The following is a 25,258-nucleotide window of genomic DNA, read 5'->3' on the forward strand; positions in this document are numbered from 1 at the left end:
AACCGCCCACTCAAGGTGGGCGGTGGCTTTCAGACAAGCGTGCCGATACGTGAGTGATCAGGCCTTGGCAGTTTTCAGCGTGGCCATGTCGATCACGAAACGATAGCGCACATCGCCTTTTTCCATGCGCTCGAAGCCTTCATTGATATCGTTGATATCCAGTATCTCGACATCGCAGGTAATGCCCTGATCGGCACACAGCTTCAAGAGCTCTTCGGTCTCGGCGATACCGCCGATGAGCGAACCGGCCACCACGCGGCGCTTGAAGACCAGGTTGAACGCTTCAATGGCAGGCTCGATCGGTTCCAGAAGACCTACCAGAATGTGTGTACCGTCGTACTTGAGCGAAGCAAGGTAAGGGTTCAGATCATGCTGGACGGGTACGGTATCGAGCATGAAATCGAAGGTTTCGGCTACCGCGTCCATCTGTTCCTGATCGCCTGACACCACCACGTGGTCGGCGCCGTTGCGCTTGGCTTCTTCCACCTTGGCACTAGAGCGGGTAAAGACGGTCACTTCCGCGCCCAGCGCCTTGGCAAGCTTCACACCCATGTGACCAAGCCCGCCCATGCCGATCACCCCGATCTTGTGCCCCTTACCCACGCCGTAATGTTTCAGCGGCGAGTAGGTGGTGATACCGGCACAGAGAATGGGGGCGGCCGAGGCGAGATCGATGCCCTCCGGCATGGCCAGCACGAAGTGCTCGCTGACCACGATGGCGTCGGAATAGCCGCCTTGCGTGATAGTACCGTCCTGACGGTCGGGGCTTCCGTAGGTCATGGTGAAGCCTTCCAGGCAGTACTGCTCGACACCGTCCTGGCAGGCGCTGCAGCTGCGACATGAGTCCACCATGCAACCGACCCCGACCAGATCGCCTTCCTTGAAGCGACTGACCTGGTCGCCCACCGCCGTGACGCGGCCGACGATTTCATGGCCCGGGGCGACCGGATACTGGCTCATGCCCCAGTCGTTACGTGCAAAGTGCAGATCGCTATGGCACACGCCGCAGTAGAGAATTTCGATGGCGACATCGTCCGGGCGTGGTGCGCGGCGCTCAAAGCTGTAAGGGGCCAGGGGCTTGTCGGCGGCAAAGGCTGCGTAGGATTGTGTCTGGGTCATGACCACTCCATATTGATCCAATAAACGTGACTCCATTATTGTCGCTATCGAGCGGAGTTGCGTTGAAGGAAGCTACGCCATTTTTGCCTATTTCTCCAAAATCATGTAATTGATTAACCATAATGCGCCTTGAAATGGCACAATTCTCGTTCACTGATCAGTTAAAACGGATCAACCTCGACCTGGTCGTTACAACACTTGAAGAGTTCGTTCGATGGTGATCGCCCCCGCCGACCCCGGCCCGCTTTCCAGACTCATCGCCCCGCTGATTCACCACGACGGTTTTAACGCCTCGCGACTGAATCAGGTATCGCTGCTTTATCTGGCTCGGCCTCAGGCGCGCACGCCCTTGATGTACGACCCCAGCCTGATCGTCATTGTTCAGGGGAAAAAGACCGGCTACCTGGGGGATCGGGAAATTCATTACGGCCCGGGCCACTACCTGGTACAAACATTGCCTTTGCCTTTCGAGTGCGAGACCGATGCAAGCCCCGAGGCGCCGCTTCTGGGTATTTCCGTCAAGCTCGACCCGGCGCTTCTGGGCGAGCTGGTCATTGCCATGGGAGACCATTGTCAGCCGAAAGAGACGCTGCAACCCATGGCGTCGGTTGCGATGAGCGCGTCCATGCACAGTGCGGTAAGCCGTCTGGTGGAAACACTTCACGACCCCGGCGCCTGTCGCGCCATGGGTGCGGCGCGCATCCGAGATGTCGTCTTTGAAGCGCTGAGAGGTGAACAGGGGCCAGCCTTGCGCGCCCTCGTTCAGGGGCACGGGCACTACTCACGGATCGTTCAGGTGCTTTCAAGGCTGCACCATCACTTTGCCGAAGACGTGAGCGTGGAGGCGCTGGCGCACCAGGCAAGCATGAGCAGCTCGGCCTTTCACCAGCATTTCAAACAGGTCACCCGAACGTCGCCGGGCCAGTACGTGAAGCGCCTGCGCCTGCTTAAAGCGCAGCAGCTTTTGACCCAGCAAAGCCATAACGTGAACCAGGCAGCGATGGCGGTGGGCTATCATAGCGCGGCCCAGTTCAGCCGCGACTACAAGCGTTATTTCGGCGATTCGCCGTTACAGCACCGCCAGCGCGAACAGGCGCTTGAGAGTTGAACCCCAGCACCTTGGCCCTATCACGTCAGAAATCGGACAAGGACCGCTGGCTTATTTGGCAAAGATCTGGCTCTTGTCCTTGAAGGCCTTGAATTCCAGGGCATTGCCGCAGGGGTCGAGCAAAAACATGGTGGCTTGTTCGCCCACCTGCCCCTTGAAGCGCACGTAAGGCTCGATCACGAACTCGATCTGATGGCCCTTGAGGCGCTCGGCAAGCTGCTCCCATTCATCCCATTCCAGAATGACGCCGAAGTGCGGGACCGGTACATCGTGACCGTCCACGGGGTTGGTGTGGGCGTTCTCCTGACCCGGGGTCTTGGGATGGCCATGAATCACCAACTGATGGCCGAAGAAGTTGAAATCGACCCAGTTGTCGCTGGAGCGGCCCTCTTCAAGGCCGAACACGTCATTGTAGAAGGTGCGGGCCAGAGGGACATCGTAGACAGGAATGGCGAGGTGAAAGGGAGAAAGGCTCATAGGGGGTTCCTGTGTTATCTCTTTATAGGATGACTGGCATTGCCGACAGTCGGTAATCGAGGCTAAGTAAACAAGTAAGTCATAGCCATCCTAGGCGTGGTCATGGGAAAATAAAATCAATATATTTTTAACCAATTCACAAAAACTATTTATCAATGATCCGCGAGTTAAGAACGTTCAGCTGCGTTGCCCAGGAAGGTACCTTTGCGGGTGCGGCGGACAAGATCGGTCTGACGCAGGCCGCCGTCAGCGCGCAGATGAAGCGTCTGGAAGCGGAGCTGGGTGTGGCACTTTTCGTTCGCCAAGGCCGCTCGGCGGTACTGACCCCACGGGGCAGGCAGGTATTGGAGCAGACCCATACGCTACTGGGGCTCTACAAGAGCCTCGGAGACACCAGTACCGACCTGCTCGCCAGCACGCCGGTCAATATCGGCGCCATTGCATCCATTCAGCGTTCTCTGCTGCCCAATGCGCTGGCCCGCTTTCATCACGCCTATCCGAGCTGCCGTACGCGGGTGCTCCCCGGGCTTTCCATGGCCCTGGTGAATCAGGTCGATGCCGGCGAGCTGGACATGGCGGCCATCATTCGCCCCTCTTTTTCACTGCATAGCGACCTGCACTGGACGCCGCTGGCTCACGAACCGTTTCGCCTTATCGTACCGGCCAGGGTCGAGGGCGATGACTGGCGTGAGCTACTTCACAGGCATGCCTTTATACGCTATGACCGCTCCTCTTTCGGGGGCCGCCAGATCGACCGTTTCTTGACCGGCCACCACTGTCAGGTACGCGAAATCTGCGAGGTGGATGAGCTGGAGACCATCATCCAGCTAGTGGCCCACGGTATAGGAGTCGCGCTGGTGCCGCAGGTGGCCAACCTGCAGCCCTGGCCGACACAAGTACGCGCGCTCGATCTGGGCGTTCAGACCTTTCATCGCGAAGTGGGCCTGGTTTGCCGGGACAACGGCCAGTTGAGCGAACCCGCCCAGGCGCTGGCCCGAATGATTAAAGAGGAGAGTTACGCATGAACGCCGAGGACCTGGAAAAGCTGGTGACCCAGACCATGCCGTTTGGCAAGTACCAAGGCTGGCTGATCGCGGATCTGCCGGGGCCGTATCTTAACTGGTTTGCGCGGGAAGGTTTTCCGTCAGGAGAGATCGGTCAGCTGTTGCACCTGATGCACGAGATCGACCACAACGGCCTAGGTACTCTGCTCGAGCCGCTGCGTTAACGCTTTCGCGTATTCGGCACGATAGGCCGCCGGGTGGCAAGATGCCTCGTCGGGGAAGCGCCCAAGCGCCACTGCCAGTTCGAAAAACCCCGCCGCCGGCATCCCATCACCCCGACGACTGATGACCAGGGCGGTGATGAACGGCTGACCCATGGCTGCATCTTCACGCATCAATTGCTCGAGCGCCTGCGCCACCCGCTGAATCGTTCGCGGCGGCGTCAGGCCCAGCTGGTGAGCGACCTGCTGGTAGGTCAGCGGCAGCGCGCATTCAGGGACGGTTTTCAAGAACTCGCGAAGCGCGTGGGCCAGCGCGGTGGACATCCGTACTTCTCCTTGACCGAGCGTCGAGCCGGCCGCTCACACCGGCAGGTGAATGATGGCGCGCTTGACGCCCTGCTCGCCAAGCCAGAGCTTGCCCAGGGTAAGCGGCAACTTGAAACGGCGCTTGCCCGCCGCTCCCGGGTTAAACAAAAGCCGGTTGTCCTGCCATTCGTTACGCGGCTTGTGGGAATGCCCATGAAGCACTACGTCGCAGGCGATAGCTTCATCGAAATCCGCAAGACGATGAACCAGGTGCAGCCGCCAGCCGTTGATATCCAGCGTCTGCGTCATGGGAAGCGCCGTGGCCCAGGGCGCGGTATCGATATTGCCCTTGACGGTGTAAAGAGGCGCCAGCGTTTCCAGACGAGCCAGAATCGCGTCATCATCGGGTTTGTGCCCGACATCCCCCAGATGCAGAATTACCCCGCAACCTGCCAGAAGCGTCAGCGCTTCATCGCGCAGCAGGCCGTGGGTGTCGGCAATTACGCCGATGGGGGCATCAAGCTCCACTCGAGCGCCTAACGAAAGAGCTCATCGATGGACTGCTCGCCGTTTAAAAGCGTCACGGCCTGATTCTGAAGCGACGGTGTCTTTACCACGTGAAGCAGCGCATGGGCAACGTCGGCGCGAGTGACGGACTGGCTGTTCGAGGCGTCCATCGAATCGGTGAAGCCATGGGTGGGCGCGTCATCGGTCAAGGGGCCGGGTTTTAGAATGACATGAGCAATGCCGGTGCTGATCAGGTGGCGGTCGGCGGCGAACTTGGCCGCCATGTAGGGGCGCATCTTTTCCGGGGCCTCGAGCGGTCTTTCCGCGCGAATGGCGCTGACCATGATATAGCGCTTGAGCCCTTTCTCCCTGGCGATGTCCGCCGTGCGAATCGCCCCGTACAGATCGATCATCAGTGTCTTGTCCGGCCCGGTATGAGGGCCGGAGCCTGCGGTGAAGACGACCTCGTCACAGCCATCGAAGGCGTGCTCCATCTCGCCTTCGAGATCGCCGACCACTACCTCGATATCGCGCGCCTTGAACCACTCGGTCTGCTCTTGCTGGCGCACCATCGCCTTGATGGCGATTCCGTCCTGGCGGGCCTGTTCACAGAACTGCTTGCCGATTTGTCCGTTGGCACCTACCACGAGCGTCGTCATACTTTCTCCCTGTGCATCGCTTTTGAAGTGATACTGGGTAGATGCAGACGCCCGCGGCCAAATTCAACCCTTGCGCTTGAGGATCAGGCCAAGCGCGCCAGCGCGTCACCCGAGGGTAATGCCTTCGCTGCGGGGCGGGACGCGCTCACCTGAAACCGGCCCATCAGCCCCTGCATCTCACCGGCCCGCTCGTCCAGCGTCTGGCTGGCCTGGGTGGCCTCCTGCACGAGCTTGGCGTTTTGGTGGGTGACCTGATCGAGCTGAGCGACTGCCTGGTTGATCTGCTCGATTCCCGAGGACTGTTCAAACGTGGCGTTGGCGATATCGCTGACGTAGTGGGTTACCTGGCCCAGGCTATCGACGATCTCCTGCAGATGCGCGCTGGAGGCAATCACCAGCTGCTCGCCTTCGCTGACCTTCTTCACGCTATCATCGACCAGCTGGCGAATCTGGGAGGCCTCATCGGCACTGCGCCCGGCCAGCTTGCGCACCTCCTGGGCCACCACGGCAAAGCCCCGGCCCTGCTCACCGGCGCGGGCGGCTTCCACCGAGGCGTTGAGGGCGAGCAAGTTGGTCTGAAAGGCGATATCGTCGATGGCCTTGATGATCGAGGTGATCTTCTCGCTGGAGTGACGAATTGCGCTCATCGCCTCGGCGCTGCGCCTGGCCACATCGCCAGCCGAACGCGCACGCTGGTCGACGTTCTGGCTTGCGTCCTTCGCCTGGTCGGCATAGTCGGCGGTCTGCTTCACCGTGGCGGTCATCTGCTCCAGGCTGGAGGCCGTCTGGGCAAGCGATGCGGCCTGCTGATCCGTGCGCTGAGACAGGTTGTCGTTGCCGTCGGCAATCTGGCGGCTGCTGTGGGCGATGTCCTCGGCGCTTTCGCGCACCTGGCGCACCATACCCTCGAAGGTATCCATCATCTGGTTGAACGCGAGCGCAGCCTGGCCGACTTCGTCATCGCGCTTGAGCGCCAGGCGCTGGGAGAGATCGGCGCTCTCGCCACCGCCCCCGCCAATCGCCTCCATCTGCCGGCGCATCAGCACCAGCGGGCGAAGCACACGGACCAGCGTTCGCCAGCCAAAAAAGGCCAGCACGGCGATGACGCCCAGCGTCACCAGCGCCAGCAACGTGCGCCCGGCGTGCGCCAGATTCTCCGCCTGGGTGGTGGCGCTGTTGGACTGAGCGATGATGTAGGTATTGATATCACTCAAGTCATTGCGCATCTCGCCCAGAGCCGCGGCGGTATCAGAAAGCGCTGCCTGAGTGCGCGCATCCAGGGCAAGCTGCTCGTCACGCAAAGCAAAGACGGAGTCGGCATCTTCGACCATCAAGCGGTTGAGGTCTTCAATCTCCTGGGCAAGGGCGTTGATCATCGCCCTTTGCTCCACTTCGGTACTGGGCGCCTCGGCAATGGCGGCAAGCGACTGCAGCGCGTAGTCGACCTGCGGGGCGATCACATAGTTGCGCAGATCCATCAAGGCTTCCAGGTCTTCGGCCTGAACCATCTGACGGCTTAGATCCGCAAGCCTTGCAATGGCCAGCCGAGCCTCGCCGCTGAGCCTGCCGATATCCACCCGGGGCGCGTACAGATTATCCAGAAGCTGGGTGGGTAGCGTGGTGGTGCCCTCCTCACGCCACGCCTCCATCAAATCCCGCTGGGCCGCATCACGGCGGGCCTGGGTATACAGCGTGCGATCGGATACCGCCTGAGCGCTTTGTATGATGCTCTCGATGCGGCGCTCCATCTCAGCGATCCGATCAGCGATCTGTACGCGCAGGCGCAGCGTATCGTGACGTACGGCCTCGAGCGCGCCATCGCCCTGGATCAGATGCTGGTAATCGGCGTCCAGCGTGTTCAGTCGCTCGGCCTGGCCGGTCTGCTCGATACGCGAAAGATCCGCGCGGGCGCTCTGATAGCGCTCGTCCAGCGCCTCTTGCGAGGTCACCGCCCCTAGCGCCTCGTCACTCTGGGCGGCCAGCATATCGGCGTGGCGCTGACCAAAGGCCCCCATGGTGAGTACCATGTGTCGACTGGCCTCCTGCAGAGGCAGCATGTCGTCGGTAATATAGTGCTGGGCATTCACAAGCCGCTGGTTGGTGATCCAACCGGTCGTCGCGAGTACACAAGCGCTCAATACAGCCGCCACGAAAAGGCAAATCAGCATAGTGCGGATACTTAACGACTTTTTCATTCTTCGTGTTCGCTTATAGTCAACGTCATGAGAGCTTGGCCCTGATCCGACAGGCACAGTCCCCAGTCACAGCCGGGTGGGCACAGTGAGGAGGACACGGCGTAAAGGACAAAATACGCTGATAATATCGACCTAAGCGCTGGCAACTTGAACGACGACTACGTAATGCCTTGTAATAAAAAGTATCTTTAGTCGATCAGCGGGGTCGCTCGATGATGAAACGGTCGGTGATACGTACATAGTCGTTACCGGCCAGACGCCCGGTGGGCTTGAGTATTTCCATATCCACATGGCGCCCGTCCCAGATACGGTCATCGACGTGAATGCTTACTACCTGAGCCAATATCAGCGCGCCGGCCAGCGGCTTGTCGCCAAAGCGGATCACGTCGTAGCGCTTGCATCCGAAGGCGATCGGCGCGTTTTTGATACGGGGCACCTCCACCCCCGGCATGGCGGCTTTCTCGAGCCCGGCGAGCTTGAACTCATCCTCGTTTGAAGCGAAGGTGGCGCTGGTGGCATTGAGCGACTCGATCAAGTCCTCGCTTCCCACATGCACCACGCACTCGCCTACCGCTTCAATGTTGTTCAGCGTGTCCTTGGCCTTGCCCTCGCCGTCCAGAAGCGGGGAAAACGCCAGCACCGGCGGGTTGACGCTGGCCACGTTGAAAAACGAAAACGGCGCCAGGTTCGCGTTGCCCTCCTGGTCCTGGGTGGCCACCCAGGCAATCGGGCGCGGGCAGATGCTGCCGGACAACAAGCGGTAAAGCGTTCCCGCACTCAGGGTGTCGTCTTCGATCAGGTAGTGGCTCATTGCACTCTCCATTCAGCCATTGGGGATATTCACTATTAAAATCGCGTCATTGGAACCATTTTAAGAGGATAAAGGTTAAAGAGTAGAGGTAAACGACGATTCAACCCCGTGATTCAATACCCAAGCGCCACGCCCGACCCGATCACGACTCAAAGGATACGCCCGTGCACATAGTGATACCCGATGACTACCAGGACTGCGTTCGCCACCTGGCGGCCTTTCAAAAACTCGATGGGTTGACGGTGACGATCTATAACGACACCGTTACCGAGCTCGATGAGCAGGTCAAGCGTTTCAAGGACGCCGATGCCCTGGTGTTGATTCGTGAGCGCACCCCGATCACCCAGGCGCTTCTGGAGCGGCTGCCCAGGCTCAAGGTGATCAGCCAGACCGGTGGCGGTGCTGCCCACGTGGATATCAACGCCTGTAAACGCCAGGGTGTCACGGTGATGGCAGGCAAGGGCTCGCCGGACGCCGCCGCCGAGCTGACCTGGGCACTGGTGCTGGCGGCGATGCGCCATATCCCTGAAGAGGTGGAAAACCTGAAAGCCGGCCGCTGGCAGCGCACGCTGGGTACCGGGCTCAAGGGGCGTACCTTGGGTATTTTCGGCTATGGCCGTATTGGCAGCGTGGTGGCTCGCTACGCCCAGGCGTTCGGCATGAAAGTACTGGTGTGGGGGCGCTCCGGCAGTCGGCAGCGGGCCATTGACGCAGGCTTTGGCGTGGTTCAGAACCAGCAGGAGCTTTTCGAGCGCTCCGACGTATTGAGCCTGCACCTTCGCCTGAACGACAAGACCCAGGGCATCGTGACCCAGCAGCATCTGGCAAGCATGAAGCCGGAGGCGCTTTTGGTAAACACCAGCCGCGCGGGGCTGCTTGCCCCAGGCGCACTGGAGGCGGCCCTCAAGGCCGGTCGGCCCGGACGCGTGGCCCTGGATGTCTTCGATGAAGAACCGTTGAGTTCGCACCCGCTTCTGGCGCTGTCCAACGTAACCGCCACACCGCACCTGGGCTACGTTGAAAAAGACAGCTTTGAGCTCTACTTTAATGACGCCTTCGATAATCTGTTGGCGTTTATCAATCGTGAACCGATCACCAACCTGGCGGGGTAACCAGACAGACCATGCTCACACTCTCCAACAACGTCACCCTGGCCGACTGGGAAATCGTGATCAGCCAGATCCGCGCCCAGGGCGCGGGTGGGCAGAACGTGAACAAGGTCGCCTCGGCGGTTCATCTGCGTTTTGACATCTCAACCTCCACCTTGCCGCCGGTGTACAAGGAGCGCCTGATGGCGTTCTCGGATCAGCGAATCAGCAAGGACGGGGTCATTATCATCAAGGCGCAAAGTTACCGCACGCTGGAGCACAATAAAGAAGATGCGCTGGCACGGCTCAAGGCGTTGATCCTCGAGGCGGTGACGCCGCGCAAGACGCGCCGCCCCACCAAGCCCAGCAAGGGCGCCAAGCGCCGCCGGGTGGACAACAAGACTCGCAAGGGTGCGGTGAAATCGCTGCGGGGCAAGGTGTCGACTTGAAGACTACTTACGACCGTGGCGGTCGCTCAGGATATGGTGAAGCTCGCCGCAGCGCACCATCGGGTCGTCGCAGTTGATCACGATCTGCGACTCGGCCAGCACGTAGCTGCGCCCGGTAATGGTGTTTTCGACCACCTGATACGCCCCCTCCTGGTGGGTGCCGATAAAGGTGCCGATGAACCCGGTTTCACGCAGCGACACTGTTTCAAGCTTGTCGCCGACATTGAGCCGCCCTTCGTACTTCATCAACGCAAGCCTTGCCGAGGTACCCGTGCCCGTGGTGCTGCGACAGATCACTCCGGGATGAACGTAAGTGGTCGAGCGTGAGCGGATATACCCCTCACCCACCTGATCCTCAGGGCCCATGAAATGCAAGAACGGCAGCGGCCCGACATCGCCCAGAGTGTAGTGGGAGAAGCCGCGTTTGGCCTTGATCGCCTCGACAATCTTGTAGGCGCAGACGGCCAGCGCCGCTTCCTCCTCGCGCACCAGCTTGAAGCCCAGCTCTTCGGCATCCACCAGCGCATAGAAACCGCCACTGTAGGCGATCGAGTAGGTAATCTCGCCAATACCGGGTACCGCAATGGTGTCCCGGTAGGTGTCGATATAGCTTGGCAAGCCCCCACAGGTCACCGACTCTACCACGCCGCCCTGCACCCGCGCCTCGATCTGTACAAGCCCGGCCGGCGCCTCCAGATTGAAGCGCTGAATTCCTTCCTGCTTGGGCACCAGTCCGCTTTCCAGCACCGCGGTGGCGGTACACAGCGTGTTGGAGCCGGAGTAGATGGGGTATCCCATCACCTCCATGATGATATAGCCCGCCACCGCGTCCGGATGGGTCGCGGGAACGAGCAGATCCACCGACATTTCGGGGATACCGTAGGGCTCTTCAAGCAGAAGCCGGCGCAGGCCATCAGCGTCGTCGCGCAGGTATTCCATCTGCTCGCGAACGGTGGCGCCGGGCAGCGGATCGATACCGGCGGTGACGATACGGCTGACATCCCCACCGGCATGAGTGTCCAGCAATTCAATGGCATGGCGGTTTTTCAAAAAGGCGACTCCCTATCAGGTCGTTAACGTTGAACAAAATGGCACGGCAATACAGAAAGGCTAGCCAAGAGCAAAGGGTGCGCCGTGAGCCTCCCACTGGGCATCCGGCACGATGACGATCTTGCCCAGATAGTTGCTGCCCCGGTTCACGAAGTAGCGTTCGGCCTCATGCAGCTCAGAGAGCTTGAACGCCGCGTGAAGCACGGGCTTGAGCTCGCCGCTTCTGATCCAGGCCATGAGCTGGTCGGCCTCTTCACGAGTACCGTGGGAGACGCCGAACAACTGCACCTGATATAGATAGATGCGTGTCCACATGATCTCGCTGACGTTACCCCCGCTGGCCCCGGCAATCGAGAGTCGCGGGTAGGTGGTGCGCTTTTGCATGTCGCCAATCATGGTGTCGATGAAAAGATCGGTCATTTCGCCGCCGACCAGATCCATCACTGCATCGATATGCGCGCCACCGGTCGCCTCGAGCACGCGTTTGACGAAACTCGATAGATCGCCCCGGTCGATCACCGCCTCGGCGCCAAGCGAGTGCAGCGCCCTGGCTTTATCCGGCTGGCTGACCGCATAAGGAATCGCCCCCACGATACGGCAAAGCTGGATCAGTGCGGTGCCCACCCCTCCACTGGCGCCGCTGACCAGCACCCGCTCGCCGGCGCGCACGTTGGCCGCGGTCATCATGTGGTAGGCGGTCTGGTAAGAGCACATGCCCATGGAGGCCAGCTCGGCGTCGTCAAGCTCGGTGTTGGGAATGTGGTAGAACTGCTTGGAAGGCACCGCGATGTACTCGGCGAACCCGCCGTCGGCCCCATGGCCGTAGTAGTCCGGTGTCAGGTTGATCGCCGGGCGCTCATCGGCATAGAGATTGAAATCCAGAAGCCCGCGCTCGCCAATGCGCGACGCCTCGACACCGTCGCCGACGGCCACGATGCGCCCGGCCACATCCGCGCCCTGGATACGCGGAAAGCTCAGCGTCGGGGCGCCGCCCATGGCAAAGGAGGTCACCTCCTCCTTGCCCTTGGTGGGGTAAAGCCCCTCGCGGGCCTTGCGGTCGGTGTTGTTCTTGGCCGTGGCGGTGACCTGAACCAGTACCTGCCCGGGGCCCGGTCTGGGGGTTGCGACATCCTCGCGATATTCAAGCCTGTCGACATCGCCGTGCCCGGTCAGCAGCATCGCCGCCATGGTGGCTGGAATATGGGTGGCTGGAATAGGAGCGTGCGCGTCGGCCATGCAAGGCCTCCTTCATCGGGTCTGCGTGAGTTTGAGAGACCATATCAAACTTTCCCGGCCTCTCAATCCCCCCTGCCCCTTAATATTGTCCAGATCAAAACCACCCCTTGCGCTTGAACAGCCAGATGAGCATCCCGGCAATCCCCAGCATGACTCCCCAGACAAGGAAATAACCGTAGCGCCAGCCAAGTTCCGGCATGAGTTCGAAGTTCATGCCGTAAATACCCGCAATGAAGGTCAGCGGCACGAAAATGGCGGTAATCACGGTGAGTACGCGCATGGTGATGTTCAGCTGATGCGAGGAAATGGAAATATAACCATCCACCAGATCGCCGCAGATGTCGTAGTACATCTGGGTCAGGCTATAAAGGCGCTCGAAGCGCTCGGCCACGTCGTTGATCGCGTGAAGGGTTTCGCTTTGCTCGCGCGGCAGATGCTCGTAGTCGTAAGCCGTGAGTTCTTGTGTGATGCCTTTGTGATAACTGAAGATACGCCGCATCTTCACCAGCCGCGAACGGTAGGTGATGATCTTGCGCATCAGCACGTCGTTGCCGTTTTCCAGAAGCTCGTCTTCCAGATCGCTAAGAGCGGTTTCGAATTCCAGAAGACTGTCGCTGTAAAACCCGGCAGAGGTGTACATGACTCGGAGCGCGGCGCGCTCGGGAGACTGCGCCAGCAGCGCCTGGCCCTGGGCGTTGAAAAGCCGTTCGACACTCATTGCCTCGCCGGGATGAAGAGTGACCAGAAAACGCTCGCCGATGAAAAACGAGATCTGCTGAGGCACGAAGTTGAGCTCGGCATCAAACGATGAAATCCCCCGATAGATAATCAGCGTATGGGTATCGAACTCTTCGATCTTGGGGGGATGGCGCTCCTTGTGCGCGTCCTGAATGGCCAGCGGATGGCATTCGAAAGCTTCGAGCAGCCCACGCTCCACGTCTTCAGGTTCGCCTTGCAGGTCGATCCAGATATGAGCATCAGGGGTTTGCTGCCACTGTTCGAAGAGCTCTTCGCCACCCATGTGAAGCTTGCCGTCGGGCGTTGTCAACATACTGCGAATCATCGCTTTTTCCATCCTCGTGACACGTTGAAAGCCGCGTAACCGCGCGTGGTGGCTGAAAACTTTAGCCCAGGTTGAATAATCGCGTTAATGAAAATGAGCAATAATTAATGTCATCGCCGCTGAAAAGCCGTACTTTTAGATGAGACGACACTCACGGAGGTGACCATGCCATACGATGAAGCCAAGGAACATGTTCAGGGCCGGTTGCACCACCTTTTCGCCGATCCTTATCAGGCCTTTGAAAAGAACTCGCCCGAGCGGGAACTGCATATCAAGGTGGTGCTATACGTGTTGCTGGCCCGACCCATGGCAAAAGGTCTGGTCACGCTACGGGTGGTGCACGGCTGGGAGAACGGCAGCTGCGAGCCCGATGAGCTGCAGCACATCGACTATTCACTGACTACCCTGGATGACTTTCGCGCGGTGGTAAACGATTTCGATCGGGCGCCCCGCCAGAACGAGCCGCTACCCTCGAGCAGCAGCGCTCTTCTGGCCAGCCCCCTGGCCGATGCGATCGCTCAGGCCGAAGCCGAAGGTGTGACGTTGAGCCCCGACATCCAGAAAACGCCGGCGCGCTGGCCTGCCTTCGAAGGCGGCTTGGCACTTTATACGCTGTTCAAGATGTATCACCGCCTGGTGTACGGCGAAGATGACACCTATCGCTGCTCGCGTTGCCAAACGCCTCAGGGGTTTCGCGAGATGCACGAATTCCACCTTGAGGAAGGCGAGTTTGCGCTTCTCGCTCCGCCACGCGACCACGCCGCTGGGGAGGCCACGATCCTGGTACTCCATGAAAGCCAGCTTGGCCCGATCGAGCGGCTTTTCGAGCAGAGCCTGCCGCTTCTGGACCCGTAATGCCTCACGAAGCGGGGTCGTCAGCCCAGTGAAATCGTGCTGTTGATCCCGCCGGAGACGTTCTCGGGCTCGAACCAGCGCGCTGTGACGGTCTTGGTCTGGGTCCAGAAGGCAATGGCCTGCTTGCCATTGGGCCCCAGATCACCCAGCTTGGACCCGCGAGAGCCGGTAAAGCTGAAATACGCCACCGGTACCGGGATAGGCACGTTGATACCAATCTGACCCACATCGATGTCAGACTCGAAGCGTCGGGCCACCCAACCGGCGCTGGTAAAGATCGAGGTGCCGTTACCGTTGGGATTGGCGTTGATGAAAGCGATGGCCTCGTCAAGCGTTGCCACGTTCACCACGCAGAGCACCGGCCCGAAAATTTCCTCCTGATAGATCGTCATGTCTGCAGTCACATCGCTGAAAAGCGTCGGCCCCACGAAATTCCCCTCGGGGTATCCCTCGACCGTATAACCGCGCCCATCGAGTCTGAGCGTCGCCCCTTCGCGCTCGCCCTGGGCGATCAACCCCTCTACTCGTGCTTTCGCCTGCGGGGATACCAGCGGCCCCAGATCGGCGTCCTGCTGGGTACCTGGGCCGACACGCATGTTCCTGGCGCCCTCCACGAGATCCTCGAGCCACTGCTGAGCCTCACCGACCAGCACGACCACCGAGTTGGCCATGCAGCGCTGACCCGCCGCGCCAAAGGCCGATCCCAGAAGGCTGTTGATGGCCTGACTGCGGTTGGCGTCGGGCATTACCACGCAGTGGTTCTTGGCCCCCATCATCGCCTGCATCCGTTTGCCCGCGGCGGCGGCGCGCTGGTACAAAAGCGAGCCCACGTGAGACGAGCCGATAAACGACAGTGCCTTGATACTCGGGTGATCGGCGATCTGGTTGGCGACATCAGGACCACCGTGCACCACGTTCAACACCCCCGGGGGAATGCCCGCTTCGATGGCAAGCTCGACCAGGCGCAGGGTGGAACTCGGATCCTGCTCGGAAGGTTTCAAGACAAAGGTATTGCCCGTGGCGATTGCCATGGGAAACATGAAACATGCCAGCATGATCGGAAAATTGAACGCCGTGATACCCGCACCTACGCCCAGGGGCTGGTGCAGGGTGTAAACATCCACCTCGCTTGCCGCGTTCTCGGCAAGCTCGCCAAGCTGCAGTGATGTGATGGAGCAGGCGTGCTCCACCACTTCAAGCCCCCGCCCCACTTCTCCAACGGCGTCCGGCAGCGTCTTGCCGTGCTCTTCGGTGATCAGGGCGGCCAGTTCGTCGGTGTGTTCACGAATCAGCGCGGCCAGCGTCATCATGATGCGCATGCGCTTGCTCAACGGTACTTTACGCCACGTGGTAAACGCCGTTCTGGCGCTTTCGATGGCGGCCTCGACCTCGTCATGAGTACAAAACGGTACCCGGGCAACGACCTCCTGGGTGGCCGGGTTGACCACATCCCGCCATTGCTGACTCTGGGAGGCGACGGGTTTGCCGTCAATGAAAAGGGGGATTTCGCGAATGGCCACTGCGTTTCTCCTGAGCTTGTTGTTATTGCTTTTTATAAGTGCTGTTTATCAATGCTGATTGCCAGTGCTTATTGCCAGTGCTCTTGAGTGATGCTTTTTATCAGTACCTGATCAAGGATGCCTGCCGGGCTGTTCTGGCCTGCCCCACCACTTTCATCAGCATCTGGATCGATCAAGATATACCAGCAAGTTGACGTAAACGTCAATTAACCCTTGACTCAGGCCTGCCTTCCAGACAGCTGCAGATCGCCGCTGTCATGGGCATTTCTCGGACAGAAAACGCCGCCATGCAGACGGTCTAATCGGAATCTTGCTCCCCGCTGTGGCTGTGGGTCTGACTCTGGCTCTGAGTCACGCGGGGGACATCTTCGCTGTTCACGAAGTAGGTCGTGCTGATCGTGTTGTGAATCCTGGCAAAGCCTACCTGCAGCTGGTCGACAAAAGCGTGGAGCTTGCTGGGTGAGTGGGCCAGCATCTGGATATCGGCGTCGATCACATCCGCCCTCACCAGCGCCACCGTCGCCACTACGCGGTCTTGCCGGGGCAGCCACTGGAGTTCGTGGGCGAGGGTTTCCAGGCTACAGGCGATCGCCCGGGGCAGATGAGTATCCTGCAGCAGAAAACGCAGCACATCCGGGCCGCGAACCCGCAGACGCACCTGTTGACGATACATCTGATAGGCGGTCAGCGACTTGAGCACGCTCATCCACTGCAGGTTCTCGAAGGGCAGCAGCTCATCGGGATTCTTGGGCAGCAGACTCGCCGAGCGAACATCCAGAATGCGCGTGGTCATATCGACGCGTTCGAGCTGGCGGCCAAGCTCGATGAAGGTACGCGCCGGGCCGTGACTGAGGGTCCCCTCGATCAGCCCGGTCAACGTCTGGCAACTGCGAATCACGTTTTTCAAGAACGTATCACGCCGGCGCGGGCTGACCCCATGCTCGGCATGATCCGCCACGCCCAGGTAAAGGTGATTCACTTCCTCCCAGATTTCCCGGGGCACGACATCGCGGGTGGTGCGCAAGTTCTCCCTGGCGCTTGCCAGGGCGGCGAGGATGGAACTGGCGTTCTGGGTGTCCGCGCACAGAAAGTGCACCACGCTCTGCTCGTCGAACGTCTCGAATCGGGCGCGGTACTCGTCCAGCGTGCCGGTCATCTCGATCAGTGGCGCCCACCCCAGCGGAAGGTGGCGCGGCAGATCGAGCATCAGGTGGCTGTTGACGCTCAGCAGCCGGGCGGTATCCTCGGCGCGTTCGATGTAGCGCGCCATCCAGTACAGGTTTTCAGCGACCCTTGACAGCATGGCGCACGCCTCCCGGTTGTTCGACACTTGCCGCTTCGTGTTCGTCCACCTCGACAATCCAGGTGTCCTTGCTTCCCCCGCCTTGCGATGAGTTCACCACCAGGGACCCCTCCACCAGCGCCACCCGGGTGAGCCCACCGGTCGTGACGTACGTATCCGGCCCCGAAAGAATGAAGGGTCGCAGATCTACATGGCGTGGCTGGGGCACGCCGTCCAGAAGCGTCGGCGTGGTGGAAAGCGCGATGGTCGGCTGGGCCATGTAGTTGCGAGGGTTGGCGCGAATGAGCTTGGCAAACTCTTCACGAGTCTCCCGGGTGGAGCGCGGGCCGATCAGCATGCCGTAGCCGCCGGATTCGTTGGCAGGCTTCACCACCAGCTCGTCGAGATGCTCCAGTACGTACTCGCGGTCCTTTTCGAACATGCAAAGATAGCTTGGTACGTTGGGTAGCAGGGGCTCCTGATCCAGGTAGTAGCGGATCAGCTCGGGCACGAAGGCGTAGACGACCTTGTCGTCGGCCACGCCGGCCCCCGGGGCGTTTGCCAGGGCCACGTTGCCCGAGCGCCAGGCACGCATCAGCCCTGCCACGCCCAGCATGGAATCGGGATGAAATACCTCCGGGTCCAGAAACTCGTCATCCACCCGACGATAGATCACATCCACCCGGCGACGCCCTTCCACGGTACGCATATACACCACGTTGCTCTCATCGACGAGCAGGTCACTGCCTTGCACGAGTTCCACGCCCATCTGCTGGGCAAGATAGGCATGCTCGAAGTAGGCGGAGTTGTAGATGCCGGGGGTCAGTACCACCACCTGGGGATCATCACCCGGGCGCGGTGACATGGCCGCCAGCATGTCGTAGAGCTGGGCCACATAGTCATCTACCGGCAAGATCTTGCCGGAGGTAAAAAGCTCGGGCAGCACCCGCTTGGTGACGTTGCGGTTTTCCAGCATGTAGGAAACCCCCGACGGGATACGCAGGTTGTCCTCCAGCACGTAGAGCGTGCCATCCGCGCCGCGCACCAGATCCGAGCCGCAGACGTGTGCCCAGACCCCATGGGGCGGGTTGACGCCCACACACTGGGGGCGAAAGTTCACCGACTGCGCCAGCACCTCGGCGGGCAGTACCTTGTCCTTCACCACTTTCTGGTCGTGGTAGAGGTCGTCGATGAACAGATTCAGCGCCTGAACACGCTGCTTGAGCCCGGCCTCGGTCTTGCGCCACTCAGAGGCGGGAATGATGCGCGGCACGATATCGAACGGCCAGGCGCGGTCGATCATGGCGCCTTCGGAATAGACGGTAAAGGTGATGCCCATGGTGCGAATGGCAATGTCGGCGGCGGTCTTGCGCTCCGCCAGTTCTTCGGCGCTGAAGCGGGCGAGCATGTGGCAAAGCTCGTTGGCGGAGGCGCGGGGTTGGCCTGGGGTAGCTATGAGCTCATCAAAAAAGTCACGGCAGGCGTAATGATTCCAGTTCACTTGGCTCATGAGCGCTCTCCTGGCGCGGCGAGGACCGCTTGGTCCGATTCCTTCAGTTTAGATCCATCCCCTGCAATAACACCTCAACCAGTAACCTTCTGTAAACGTTTTTCAACTCTTGAAACATTCAACGCAAATTCTGCTGCAATATGGCGCCGCTAAGACGATACTTCACTTCAACTGATGCTCATCCCGCAATATGCTCCAATGCCAGGCCGGTGCGACTCACGCCTTTTGACCGATATCCGCTGAACTCCAGGGTGGCCCATGACCATTCGCGTTGCCTTGTATCACCGTACCACCTACCGCTTCGACCGGCCGGTGCGCCTGTCCCCGCACGTGGTTCGCCTGCGTCCGGCGCCGCACTGTCGCACCCAGGTCGAGGCCTATTCGCTGAACATCTCCGGCGATGATCACTTTCTGAACTGGCAGCAGGACCCGTTTGGCAATTTCAACGCGCGCCTGGTCTTTCCCGAGCCCCGGCGCGAGCTGACCATCGCCGTCGAGCTCATCGTTCCCATGATGGTGGTCAACCCGTTCGACTTCTTCCTGGACGATGTCGCCCAGAAGATTCCCTTTGTCTACCCAGACGAACTCAAGCGCGAACTCAGCCCCTACCTTGAAGTGGAGAAAGCGGGCCCGAAAATGGCCGAGTGGCTGGCAAAGGTGGACAAGACGCCGATCACCAGCGTGGATTTTCTGGTCGCGATCAATCAGCGCCTGCAGCAGGATATAAGCTACCTGGTACGCATGGAGCCCGGCGTGCAAGGATGCGAAGAGACGCTGACGCTTTGCAGCGGGTCGTGTCGCGACAGTGCCTGGCTACTGGTACAGATTTTCCGCCATCTGGGACTTGCGGCACGCTTTGTGTCCGGCTATCTGATCCAGCTCGCTCCAGATACCAAGGCCCTCGATGGCCCCAGCGGCACCGAGGTCGACTTCACCGACCTGCACGCCTGGACCGAGGTGTTTCTCCCCGGCGCCGGCTGGGTGGGGCTCGATCCCACCTCGGGGCTTTTCGCGGGAGAAGGCCATATTCCACTGGCGGCCACGCCCACCACGGGCAGCGCAGCGGCGATTACCGGCTCATGCGAAAAGTGCGAGGTCAGTTTCGATATCGAGATGCGCGTCGAGCGCATCTCGGAAGACCCGCGTGTCACCCGCCCCTACAGCGACGAACAGTGGGCCCGAATCATGGCGCTCGGCGATCAGGTGGACCGCGAACTTGTACAGCAGGATGTGCGCCTGACCATGGGCGACAAGCCCACCTTTGTCTCCATCGATGACATGGAGAGTCCCGAGTGGACGACCGAGGCCCTTGGCGAGCACAAGCGTGACCGCGCCAAGGCGCTAGTGACCCGTTTACAGGATGCCTTTGGCAGCGGCGGCGTGGTGCATCAGCAGCAAGGCAAATGGCATTCCGGCTGGGCGCTGGCCTGCTACTGGCGAAAGGATGGCGTGGCGCTTTGGCGCGAACCCAAGTGGCTTGCCTGCATGGAAGACGCCCCCAGGGTGCATGCCAACGACATGCTGGTCAAAAGCTTTACTCATGTGCTTTCAGAGCGACTGGGGCTTGCCTCGCGCTACTGGATTCCAGCCTTTGAAGACGCCTATTACCACCTCTGGAAAGAGCAGTCCCTGCCGGTCAACGTCGACCCTCGCCAGGCAGATCTGAAAGATGATGCCGAGCGGCACCGCCTGGCTCGGCTGCTTGAACGCGATCTGGGGGCGGTGGTCGGCTATGCTCTGCCGCTTCGCCACTCCATGACGCAAAGCCACCGCTGGGAGACCGAACGCTGGCCGCTCAAGCGCGACCACCTCTATCTGGTGCCCGGCGATTCGCCCATGGGTCTTCGCCTGCCGCTCTTTGCACTCCCCGGGCCCGCCTTTGATCAGACGCCCCAGCCGCAGCCCAGCACCGAGGAAGACCGTAGCCACAGCGAGGTGCATACAAGCCTGTGCGTTGAAGCCAGGGAGGGCCGTCTGCATATCTTCTTGCCGCCGCTGACTCATCTCGAACATTACCTGGATCTGCTCAGCATTATCGAAGAGAGTGCCAGAGAGCTTGGCTGCCCAGTGGTGATCGAAGGCTACCCGCCGCCGCAAGACCCCCGACTTGAAAGTTTCATGATCGCCCCAGGCCCCGGCGTGATAGAAGTGAACACCATGCCCGCCGCCAGCTGGCAAACCCTGGTGGCGCAAACCGAGCGGCTTTTTGAAGAGGCGCGTCAATCGCGGCTGGGCGCTGAAAAATTCATGCTCGATGGACGCCATACCGGGACCGGCGGAGGCCACCACATCACGCTGGGCGGCATGACGCCGGAGGATTCCCCCTTTCTGCGCCGACCGGAGCTGATGGCGAGCCTGGTAACCTACTGGCAGCACCACCCCGCCCTGTCCTACCTGTTTGCGGGGCTGTTCATCGGCCCCACCAGCCCGGCGCCCCGAGTGGACGAAACCCGCCACGAGGCGCTTCATGAGCTTGAAATCGCCCTTCAGCAGATACCCATGGGCGACGAGGTAGCAAGGCCCTGGCTACTTGACCAGCTACTGCGTCACCTTCTGACCGATCTGAGCGGCAACACTCGCCGGGCCGAGTTCTGCATCGACAACCTCTACTCGGCGGATAGCGGCAGCAGGCGCAGGGGGCTTCTGGGGCTTCGCGGCTTCGAGATGCCGCCGCATGCACGTATGGGGCTCATGCAGATGCTGCTCATTCGCGCCCTGGTGGCGCGGCTCTGGAAAACGCCCTACCGCGCGAAGCCGGTACGCTGGGGGAGCGCCCTGCAGGATCGCTGGATGCTGCCCCACTACCTGTGGGAAGACCTGAACGACGTACTCGATGATCTTCGCCATCACGGCCTTGATTTCGACCTGGCGTGGTTTGCCCCCTTTCGCGAATTTCGCTTTCCCGTTCACGGGCGCCTGCACACGCCGATGCTGGATATCGAGCTTCGCCAGGCGATCGAACCCTGGCGCGTACTGGGCGGGGAGGCCGCCACCGGCACCACGCGCCATATCGATTCCTCCATGGAGCGCCTGGAGGTCAAGGTCAGTGGCATGAGCGGCGAGCGCTACATCATTACCTGCAATGGACGCCAGGTGCCGCTTACACCCACCGGGCGCAGCGGCGAAGCGGTGGCCGGGGTACGTTACCGGGCCTGGCAGCCACCCTCGGCCCCGCATTCACCAACCCCCGTTCATGCGCCGCTGGTGTTTGACGTGATCGACACGTGGAACCAGCGCTCGGTGGCAGGCTGCACCTATTACGTGGTGCACCCCACCGGGCGCAGCTTCGAGACGCTACCGGTCAACGCCTTTGAAGCCGAAGCGCGACGGCTGGGCCGGTTCAACGCCAGCGGGCACCAGCACGGCTACCAGATGCCCAGCGCAGAGATCCCGAGCCACGAGTATCCCCTGACACTGGATTTACGCTGGCGCGCCGGCTGATACGTTATTATGGACGGGCGCCACCCGCGCCCCTTTTATTATTTTGTTATCTCTAACCGTTCTGTTACCTCCAACCGCTCAGGAACATCAGTATGAAGGCCTCTGTTACGCTCTCGCCAGGCCCCGCCGGGTTACTCGAGGGCTATCTTGAACAGCTAGGCAACGGAGTGCCCGCTCGATTCGATACCATGGTGGACCGTCAGGGCCGGCTGCGCCCGGGCTGGCGCGCCCTTCTCGATAGCCTCGATGCTCTGGGCGAGCAGGGCCGCTATCAGCAGCAAGAGGACATTCAGGGCCTGCTGGCGGAAAACGGCGTCATATTCAACATGCACGACGAGAACCAGCGGCGGGCGTGGCGGATCGACCCGCTGCCCTGGGTAATCGAGTCGTCCCAGTGGCATGCGCTGGAAGCAGGGCTTATCCAGCGCACCCGGTTATTCAATGCCATCTACCGCGATATCTACGGCGCGCGCAGCCTGTTTGATGCCAATCTGCTGCCCGCTCAGGCACTGCTGGCCTCGCCGGATTTCCTGCTTCCCTGCCACGGTGCCCAGCCAAGCGATCGCGCGCCCATCAACTATCACGGTGTAGATGTCATACAAGACAGCGAAGGACGCTGGCGAGCCATGGGCGATCGTCTTCAGGCGCCCTCAGGCACCGGCTTCGCACTTGAAAACCGCATCCTGATGGCGCGAGCGCTGCCGCAGATGTATCGCAACGCGCCGCTCAAGCGCCTGGCAAGCTTTCTGGATACTCATCACCGCACGCTTACCGTGCTGGCCTACCAGCACCGGGACAACCCCACCGTCGTGCTGTTGACCCCGGGGCCTTCCAGCCCGCGCTACTTCGAACACGCCTATCTTGCCAACTACCTCAACATCACCCTGGTCAAGGGGCAGGATCTTGTGGTGCGCGACAGTCTGCTCTGGCTTCGAACGCTGGGCGGCCTGAAGCCGGTAGACGTGGTACTGCGCCACTGCCAGGACGCCGACTGCGATCCGCTGGAGCTCAAGGGCGAGTCCGACATTGGCGTGCCCGGGCTTTTACAAACCGTGCGCACCCGGGGCGTGGCAATCTCCAACGCGCTCGGCGTCGGGGTGCTGGAAAGCGAGGCCCTGGCCGATTATCTCCCCAGGCTTTGCGAACACCTTCTGGGGGAAACGCTGCTGCTCCCCGCCGCCTACGCGGATACCGCCTCGGCCACTCAGCCGATGTTTGACGAGAAACTCAAAGGGCTGCGTCCGGCGACGTTCAACCTGCGCTGCTTTGTCACCCGCACGCCCTCCCCCGACAGCTATCAGGTGATGCCCGGCGGGCTTTGCTGGCTGGGCGCGCCGGGCGCGTCCTCGCTTGAAAGTTCGGTGGTCAAGGATGTATGGGTGACCGCCACCAGCGCGCAGCCCCATATCAGCCAGCTCAAGCAGGCCCGTGGACCCATCGTGGTCACCCGCGATGGCGAGGATCTGCCCAGTCGCGTGGCGGAAAGCCTTTTCTGGCTGGGTCGCTACGGCGAGCGCCTGGACAGTCGCGCCCGACTTCTGCGCGAGGCGCTGCTGCGTCTGATGGAGTATGACCAGGATGACATCGCCGACCAGGTGCTCGATGAGCTTCTGCTGGCGCTCAACCTGTGTGACAAGCGTCAGGGCCTGGGCGACGCCCCGGCCCTGACCGGATTTCTTGCCAAGCGCACGGCACTGCTGACGCAGTTTGACAGCCGCGACAGCCGCGCGCTGCAGACGCTTTTCTCGCAGCTTCTGTACAACGCGCGAAGCGTACGTGACCACCTGGGCGACGATTCCTGGCGGGTGATTCACCAGCTTCGCCAGCAGCTCGATGTGCTTTACCCCACGCTGGACACCAGCGGTGCGCGCCGGGCCTGTGAACAGGTATTCGCCCAGCTGGCAGCCTTTTTCGGGCTATGCAACGAAACTATGCCTCACCACTACGGATGGCGTTTCATGGATATCGGGCGCTTTCTGGACCGTGCCCTGGGGCTGCTGGAACTCCTGAAACTTACCCTGAACGCCCAGCCCGAGCGTCGCCTGGCGCTCTGGGAAGTGGTACTGGCCACCACAGACAACTTTACTGCCTACCGACGGCGCTATCGAAGCGAGCTTCACCCCGCAGCGATCATCGATCTTTTACTGTTCGATGAGACCAATCCGCGCTCGGTGGGCTTCATGCTCAAGCGGCTCCATCAGCAGGTGGAACATCTGCCGGGCAGCGACACGCCCTACCGCAACGCCGAGCGCAGGCTCTTGATTCAGGCCAATGCCGCGCTGCATCTGGCCGACATCGAGCGGCTCAGCCATATCAACGATACCCCGGAGGCTCGACAGGCGCTTATCCACCTGCTCGATGAGTTGATAACGCCACTGAGCGCCTTGTCCGATGCGATTAGCCACAGCCACTTCAGCCACGTGGAAAGGCCGCGCCAGCTCGTCAGCATGGAGCCCGACGAATGAACTATACCCTTCGCCACACCACGCGTTATCACTACAGCGCACCGGTAACGCTTTGTCATAGCGAAGCACGGGTCCTGCCACGCAAGACACCGTACCAGCAGTGCGGTGCCTCGACGCTTTCGATCACGCCCGCACCCCAGCATCAGGCCGAGCGCCGCGATGTTTTCGGTAATCGGGTGCTCTATTTTGCCGTGGAAGAAATCCATCAGACGCTCGATGTGACGGTAACTACACCGCTCAACACCCGGGCGCTGGCCACACCGCCCGCACACTCCGACCGTTGGGAGAAGGTCGCTGCGCGCCTGGAGGTCGACCCGCGCTTCGAGGCCCAGCTTTATCGGCTGGACTCGCCGTTCATTCGGCGAAGTGACGAGCTGGCCGACTTCGCCAGGCACTGTTTCACGCCCAACCGGCCGCTGATCGAGGCGGCCATGGCACTGAACGCGCAGGTACATGAACACTTCGAGTACGACCCCAGCTTTACCACGCTTGCCACGCCGTTAAGCGAGGTGCTGGCCAGCCGCCGCGGCGTCTGCCAGGACTTTGCTCACCTGATGATTGGCGCCTTGCGCTCGATAGGGCTTTCAGCGCGTTATGTCAGTGGTTATCTGGAGACAAGCCCGCCGCCGGGACAGCCGCGGCTGGTAGGCGCCGATGCCTCCCACGCCTGGCTCGCCCTATGGGTGCCCGAGTGGGGTTGGCTGACGCTGGACCCTACCAACGGGACACTGGCAGGCGAGCGACATCCGGTGCTTGCCTGGGGGCGGGATTACTTTGATGTGGCGCCACTGAAAGGGGTGATGAACGGTGGCGGCAGCCACCGCCTGGAGGTGGAGGTGGACGTGGTGGCACTGACCCGCCAGCCGTCCAGTACGGCGTAGCTCGCCGCCGG

22 protein-coding genes are annotated in these 25,258 nt (G+C 60.9%); 9 read left to right on the plus strand and 13 right to left on the minus strand.

Annotation, left to right across the window (positions count from 1 at the left end; genetic code table 11):
- Nucleotides 1-57: 57 nt before the first annotated feature.
- Nucleotides 58-1,119 (minus strand): NAD(P)-dependent alcohol dehydrogenase, encoded by a 1,062-nt coding sequence (locus tag ACWF8S_RS12230; RefSeq protein WP_447553595.1) that lies wholly within the window; start codon nucleotides 1,117-1,119, stop codon nucleotides 58-60.
- Between the two features lie 214 nt (nucleotides 1,120-1,333).
- Between ACWF8S_RS12230 and ACWF8S_RS12235 the strand changes: the two genes are divergently transcribed.
- Nucleotides 1,334-2,227, plus strand: coding sequence for an AraC family transcriptional regulator N-terminal domain-containing protein (locus ACWF8S_RS12235; protein WP_447553596.1), 894 nt, complete (start codon nucleotides 1,334-1,336; stop codon nucleotides 2,225-2,227).
- A gap of 51 nt (nucleotides 2,228-2,278) precedes the next feature.
- On the opposite strand, the gene ACWF8S_RS12240 is transcribed toward ACWF8S_RS12235, so the two are convergent.
- On the minus strand, nucleotides 2,279-2,704 hold the full coding sequence (locus ACWF8S_RS12240; protein WP_447553597.1) for a VOC family protein: 426 nt from the start codon (nucleotides 2,702-2,704) through the stop codon (nucleotides 2,279-2,281).
- Nucleotides 2,705-2,859: 155 nt separating this feature from the next.
- On the opposite strand from ACWF8S_RS12240, the gene ACWF8S_RS12245 reads away from it, so the two are divergent.
- Both ACWF8S_RS12245 and ACWF8S_RS12250 read left to right on the plus strand, forming a co-directional pair.
- A complete protein-coding gene (locus tag ACWF8S_RS12245) occupies nucleotides 2,860-3,729 on the plus strand; it encodes a LysR family transcriptional regulator (protein WP_447553599.1) in 870 nt (289 codons plus the stop codon).
- Complete coding sequence (locus ACWF8S_RS12250) at nucleotides 3,726-3,932, plus strand: DUF3820 family protein (RefSeq protein ID WP_447553600.1); 207 nt, start codon at nucleotides 3,726-3,728, stop codon at nucleotides 3,930-3,932. Before ACWF8S_RS12245 ends, ACWF8S_RS12250 begins: the two co-directional genes overlap by 4 nt.
- On the opposite strand, the gene ACWF8S_RS12255 is transcribed toward ACWF8S_RS12250, so the two are convergent.
- The 5 genes from ACWF8S_RS12255 to ACWF8S_RS12275 form a co-directional block, all read right to left on the minus strand.
- Nucleotides 3,903-4,253 (minus strand): hypothetical protein, encoded by a 351-nt coding sequence (locus tag ACWF8S_RS12255; RefSeq protein ID WP_447553601.1) that lies wholly within the window; start codon nucleotides 4,251-4,253, stop codon nucleotides 3,903-3,905. The genes ACWF8S_RS12250 and ACWF8S_RS12255 overlap by 30 nt on opposite strands.
- 36 nt (nucleotides 4,254-4,289) lie before the next feature.
- On the minus strand, nucleotides 4,290-4,763 hold the full coding sequence (locus ACWF8S_RS12260; protein ID WP_447553602.1) for a metallophosphoesterase family protein: 474 nt from the start codon (nucleotides 4,761-4,763) through the stop codon (nucleotides 4,290-4,292).
- 8 nt (nucleotides 4,764-4,771) lie between these two features.
- Complete coding sequence (locus ACWF8S_RS12265; RefSeq protein ID WP_447553603.1) at nucleotides 4,772-5,401, minus strand: SDR family oxidoreductase; 630 nt, start codon at nucleotides 5,399-5,401, stop codon at nucleotides 4,772-4,774.
- Between the two features lie 83 nt (nucleotides 5,402-5,484).
- Complete coding sequence (locus ACWF8S_RS12270) at nucleotides 5,485-7,596, minus strand: methyl-accepting chemotaxis protein (RefSeq protein WP_447553604.1); 2,112 nt, start codon at nucleotides 7,594-7,596, stop codon at nucleotides 5,485-5,487.
- Between the two features lie 196 nt (nucleotides 7,597-7,792).
- Nucleotides 7,793-8,407, minus strand: coding sequence for a flavin reductase family protein (locus ACWF8S_RS12275; protein ID WP_447553605.1), 615 nt, complete (start codon nucleotides 8,405-8,407; stop codon nucleotides 7,793-7,795).
- Nucleotides 8,408-8,571: 164 nt separating this feature from the next.
- Here ACWF8S_RS12275 and ACWF8S_RS12280 point away from each other — a divergent pair, with 164 nt between their 5' ends.
- Together ACWF8S_RS12280 and arfB are read left to right on the plus strand one after the other, a co-directional pair.
- Entirely contained in the window at nucleotides 8,572-9,519 is a 948-nt protein-coding gene (locus ACWF8S_RS12280) for a D-2-hydroxyacid dehydrogenase family protein (RefSeq protein WP_447553606.1), read from the plus strand.
- An 11-nt stretch (nucleotides 9,520-9,530) separates the two neighbouring features.
- Nucleotides 9,531-9,944 carry an alternative ribosome rescue aminoacyl-tRNA hydrolase ArfB gene (arfB, locus tag ACWF8S_RS12285; RefSeq protein WP_447553607.1) on the plus strand — a complete coding sequence of 138 codons (414 nt, stop codon included), beginning with the start codon at nucleotides 9,531-9,533 and terminating at the stop codon, nucleotides 9,942-9,944.
- A 3-nt stretch (nucleotides 9,945-9,947) separates the two neighbouring features.
- Here the strand turns inward: arfB and ACWF8S_RS12290 are convergent, their stop codons facing one another.
- From ACWF8S_RS12290 to corA, 3 genes are all read right to left on the minus strand, one after another.
- Nucleotides 9,948-10,994 carry a proline racemase family protein gene (locus ACWF8S_RS12290; RefSeq protein WP_447553608.1) on the minus strand — a complete coding sequence of 349 codons (1,047 nt, stop codon included), beginning with the start codon at nucleotides 10,992-10,994 and terminating at the stop codon, nucleotides 9,948-9,950.
- A gap of 60 nt (nucleotides 10,995-11,054) precedes the next feature.
- On the minus strand, nucleotides 11,055-12,230 hold the full coding sequence (locus ACWF8S_RS12295; RefSeq protein ID WP_447553609.1) for an alcohol dehydrogenase catalytic domain-containing protein: 1,176 nt from the start codon (nucleotides 12,228-12,230) through the stop codon (nucleotides 11,055-11,057).
- A gap of 94 nt (nucleotides 12,231-12,324) precedes the next feature.
- Nucleotides 12,325-13,293, minus strand: coding sequence for a magnesium/cobalt transporter CorA (corA, locus tag ACWF8S_RS12300; RefSeq protein WP_447553610.1), 969 nt, complete (start codon nucleotides 13,291-13,293; stop codon nucleotides 12,325-12,327).
- 165 nt (nucleotides 13,294-13,458) lie between these two features.
- On the opposite strand from corA, the gene ACWF8S_RS12305 reads away from it, so the two are divergent.
- Nucleotides 13,459-14,148 (plus strand): hypothetical protein, encoded by a 690-nt coding sequence (locus ACWF8S_RS12305; protein WP_447553611.1) that lies wholly within the window; start codon nucleotides 13,459-13,461, stop codon nucleotides 14,146-14,148.
- 20 nt (nucleotides 14,149-14,168) lie between these two features.
- On the opposite strand, the gene ACWF8S_RS12310 is transcribed toward ACWF8S_RS12305, so the two are convergent.
- The 3 genes from ACWF8S_RS12310 to ACWF8S_RS12320 all read right to left on the minus strand — a co-directional run bounded on the left by ACWF8S_RS12310 (nucleotide 14,169) and on the right by ACWF8S_RS12320 (nucleotide 18,460).
- Nucleotides 14,169-15,668 (minus strand): CoA-acylating methylmalonate-semialdehyde dehydrogenase, encoded by a 1,500-nt coding sequence (locus ACWF8S_RS12310; protein WP_447553612.1) that lies wholly within the window; start codon nucleotides 15,666-15,668, stop codon nucleotides 14,169-14,171.
- A gap of 298 nt (nucleotides 15,669-15,966) precedes the next feature.
- Nucleotides 15,967-16,971: an alpha-E domain-containing protein gene (locus tag ACWF8S_RS12315; RefSeq protein ID WP_447553613.1), complete on the minus strand. Its 1,005-nt coding sequence runs from the start codon at nucleotides 16,969-16,971 to the stop codon at nucleotides 15,967-15,969.
- On the minus strand, nucleotides 16,952-18,460 hold the full coding sequence (locus tag ACWF8S_RS12320) for a circularly permuted type 2 ATP-grasp protein (protein ID WP_447553614.1): 1,509 nt from the start codon (nucleotides 18,458-18,460) through the stop codon (nucleotides 16,952-16,954). Before ACWF8S_RS12320 ends, ACWF8S_RS12315 begins: the two co-directional genes overlap by 20 nt.
- Nucleotides 18,461-18,718: 258 nt before the next feature.
- On the opposite strand from ACWF8S_RS12320, the gene ACWF8S_RS12325 reads away from it, so the two are divergent.
- The 3 genes from ACWF8S_RS12325 to ACWF8S_RS12335 all read left to right on the plus strand — a co-directional run bounded on the left by ACWF8S_RS12325 (nucleotide 18,719) and on the right by ACWF8S_RS12335 (nucleotide 25,247).
- A complete protein-coding gene (locus ACWF8S_RS12325) occupies nucleotides 18,719-21,901 on the plus strand; it encodes a transglutaminase family protein (protein WP_447553616.1) in 3,183 nt (1,060 codons plus the stop codon).
- Between the two features lie 92 nt (nucleotides 21,902-21,993).
- Nucleotides 21,994-24,366: a circularly permuted type 2 ATP-grasp protein gene (locus tag ACWF8S_RS12330; protein WP_447553617.1), complete on the plus strand. Its 2,373-nt coding sequence runs from the start codon at nucleotides 21,994-21,996 to the stop codon at nucleotides 24,364-24,366.
- Complete coding sequence (locus ACWF8S_RS12335) at nucleotides 24,363-25,247, plus strand: transglutaminase family protein (protein WP_447553618.1); 885 nt, start codon at nucleotides 24,363-24,365, stop codon at nucleotides 25,245-25,247. Before ACWF8S_RS12330 ends, ACWF8S_RS12335 begins: the two co-directional genes overlap by 4 nt.
- The last annotated feature ends 11 nt before the right edge of the window (nucleotides 25,248-25,258 follow it).

Source organism: Vreelandella xerophytica (assembly GCF_968048975.1).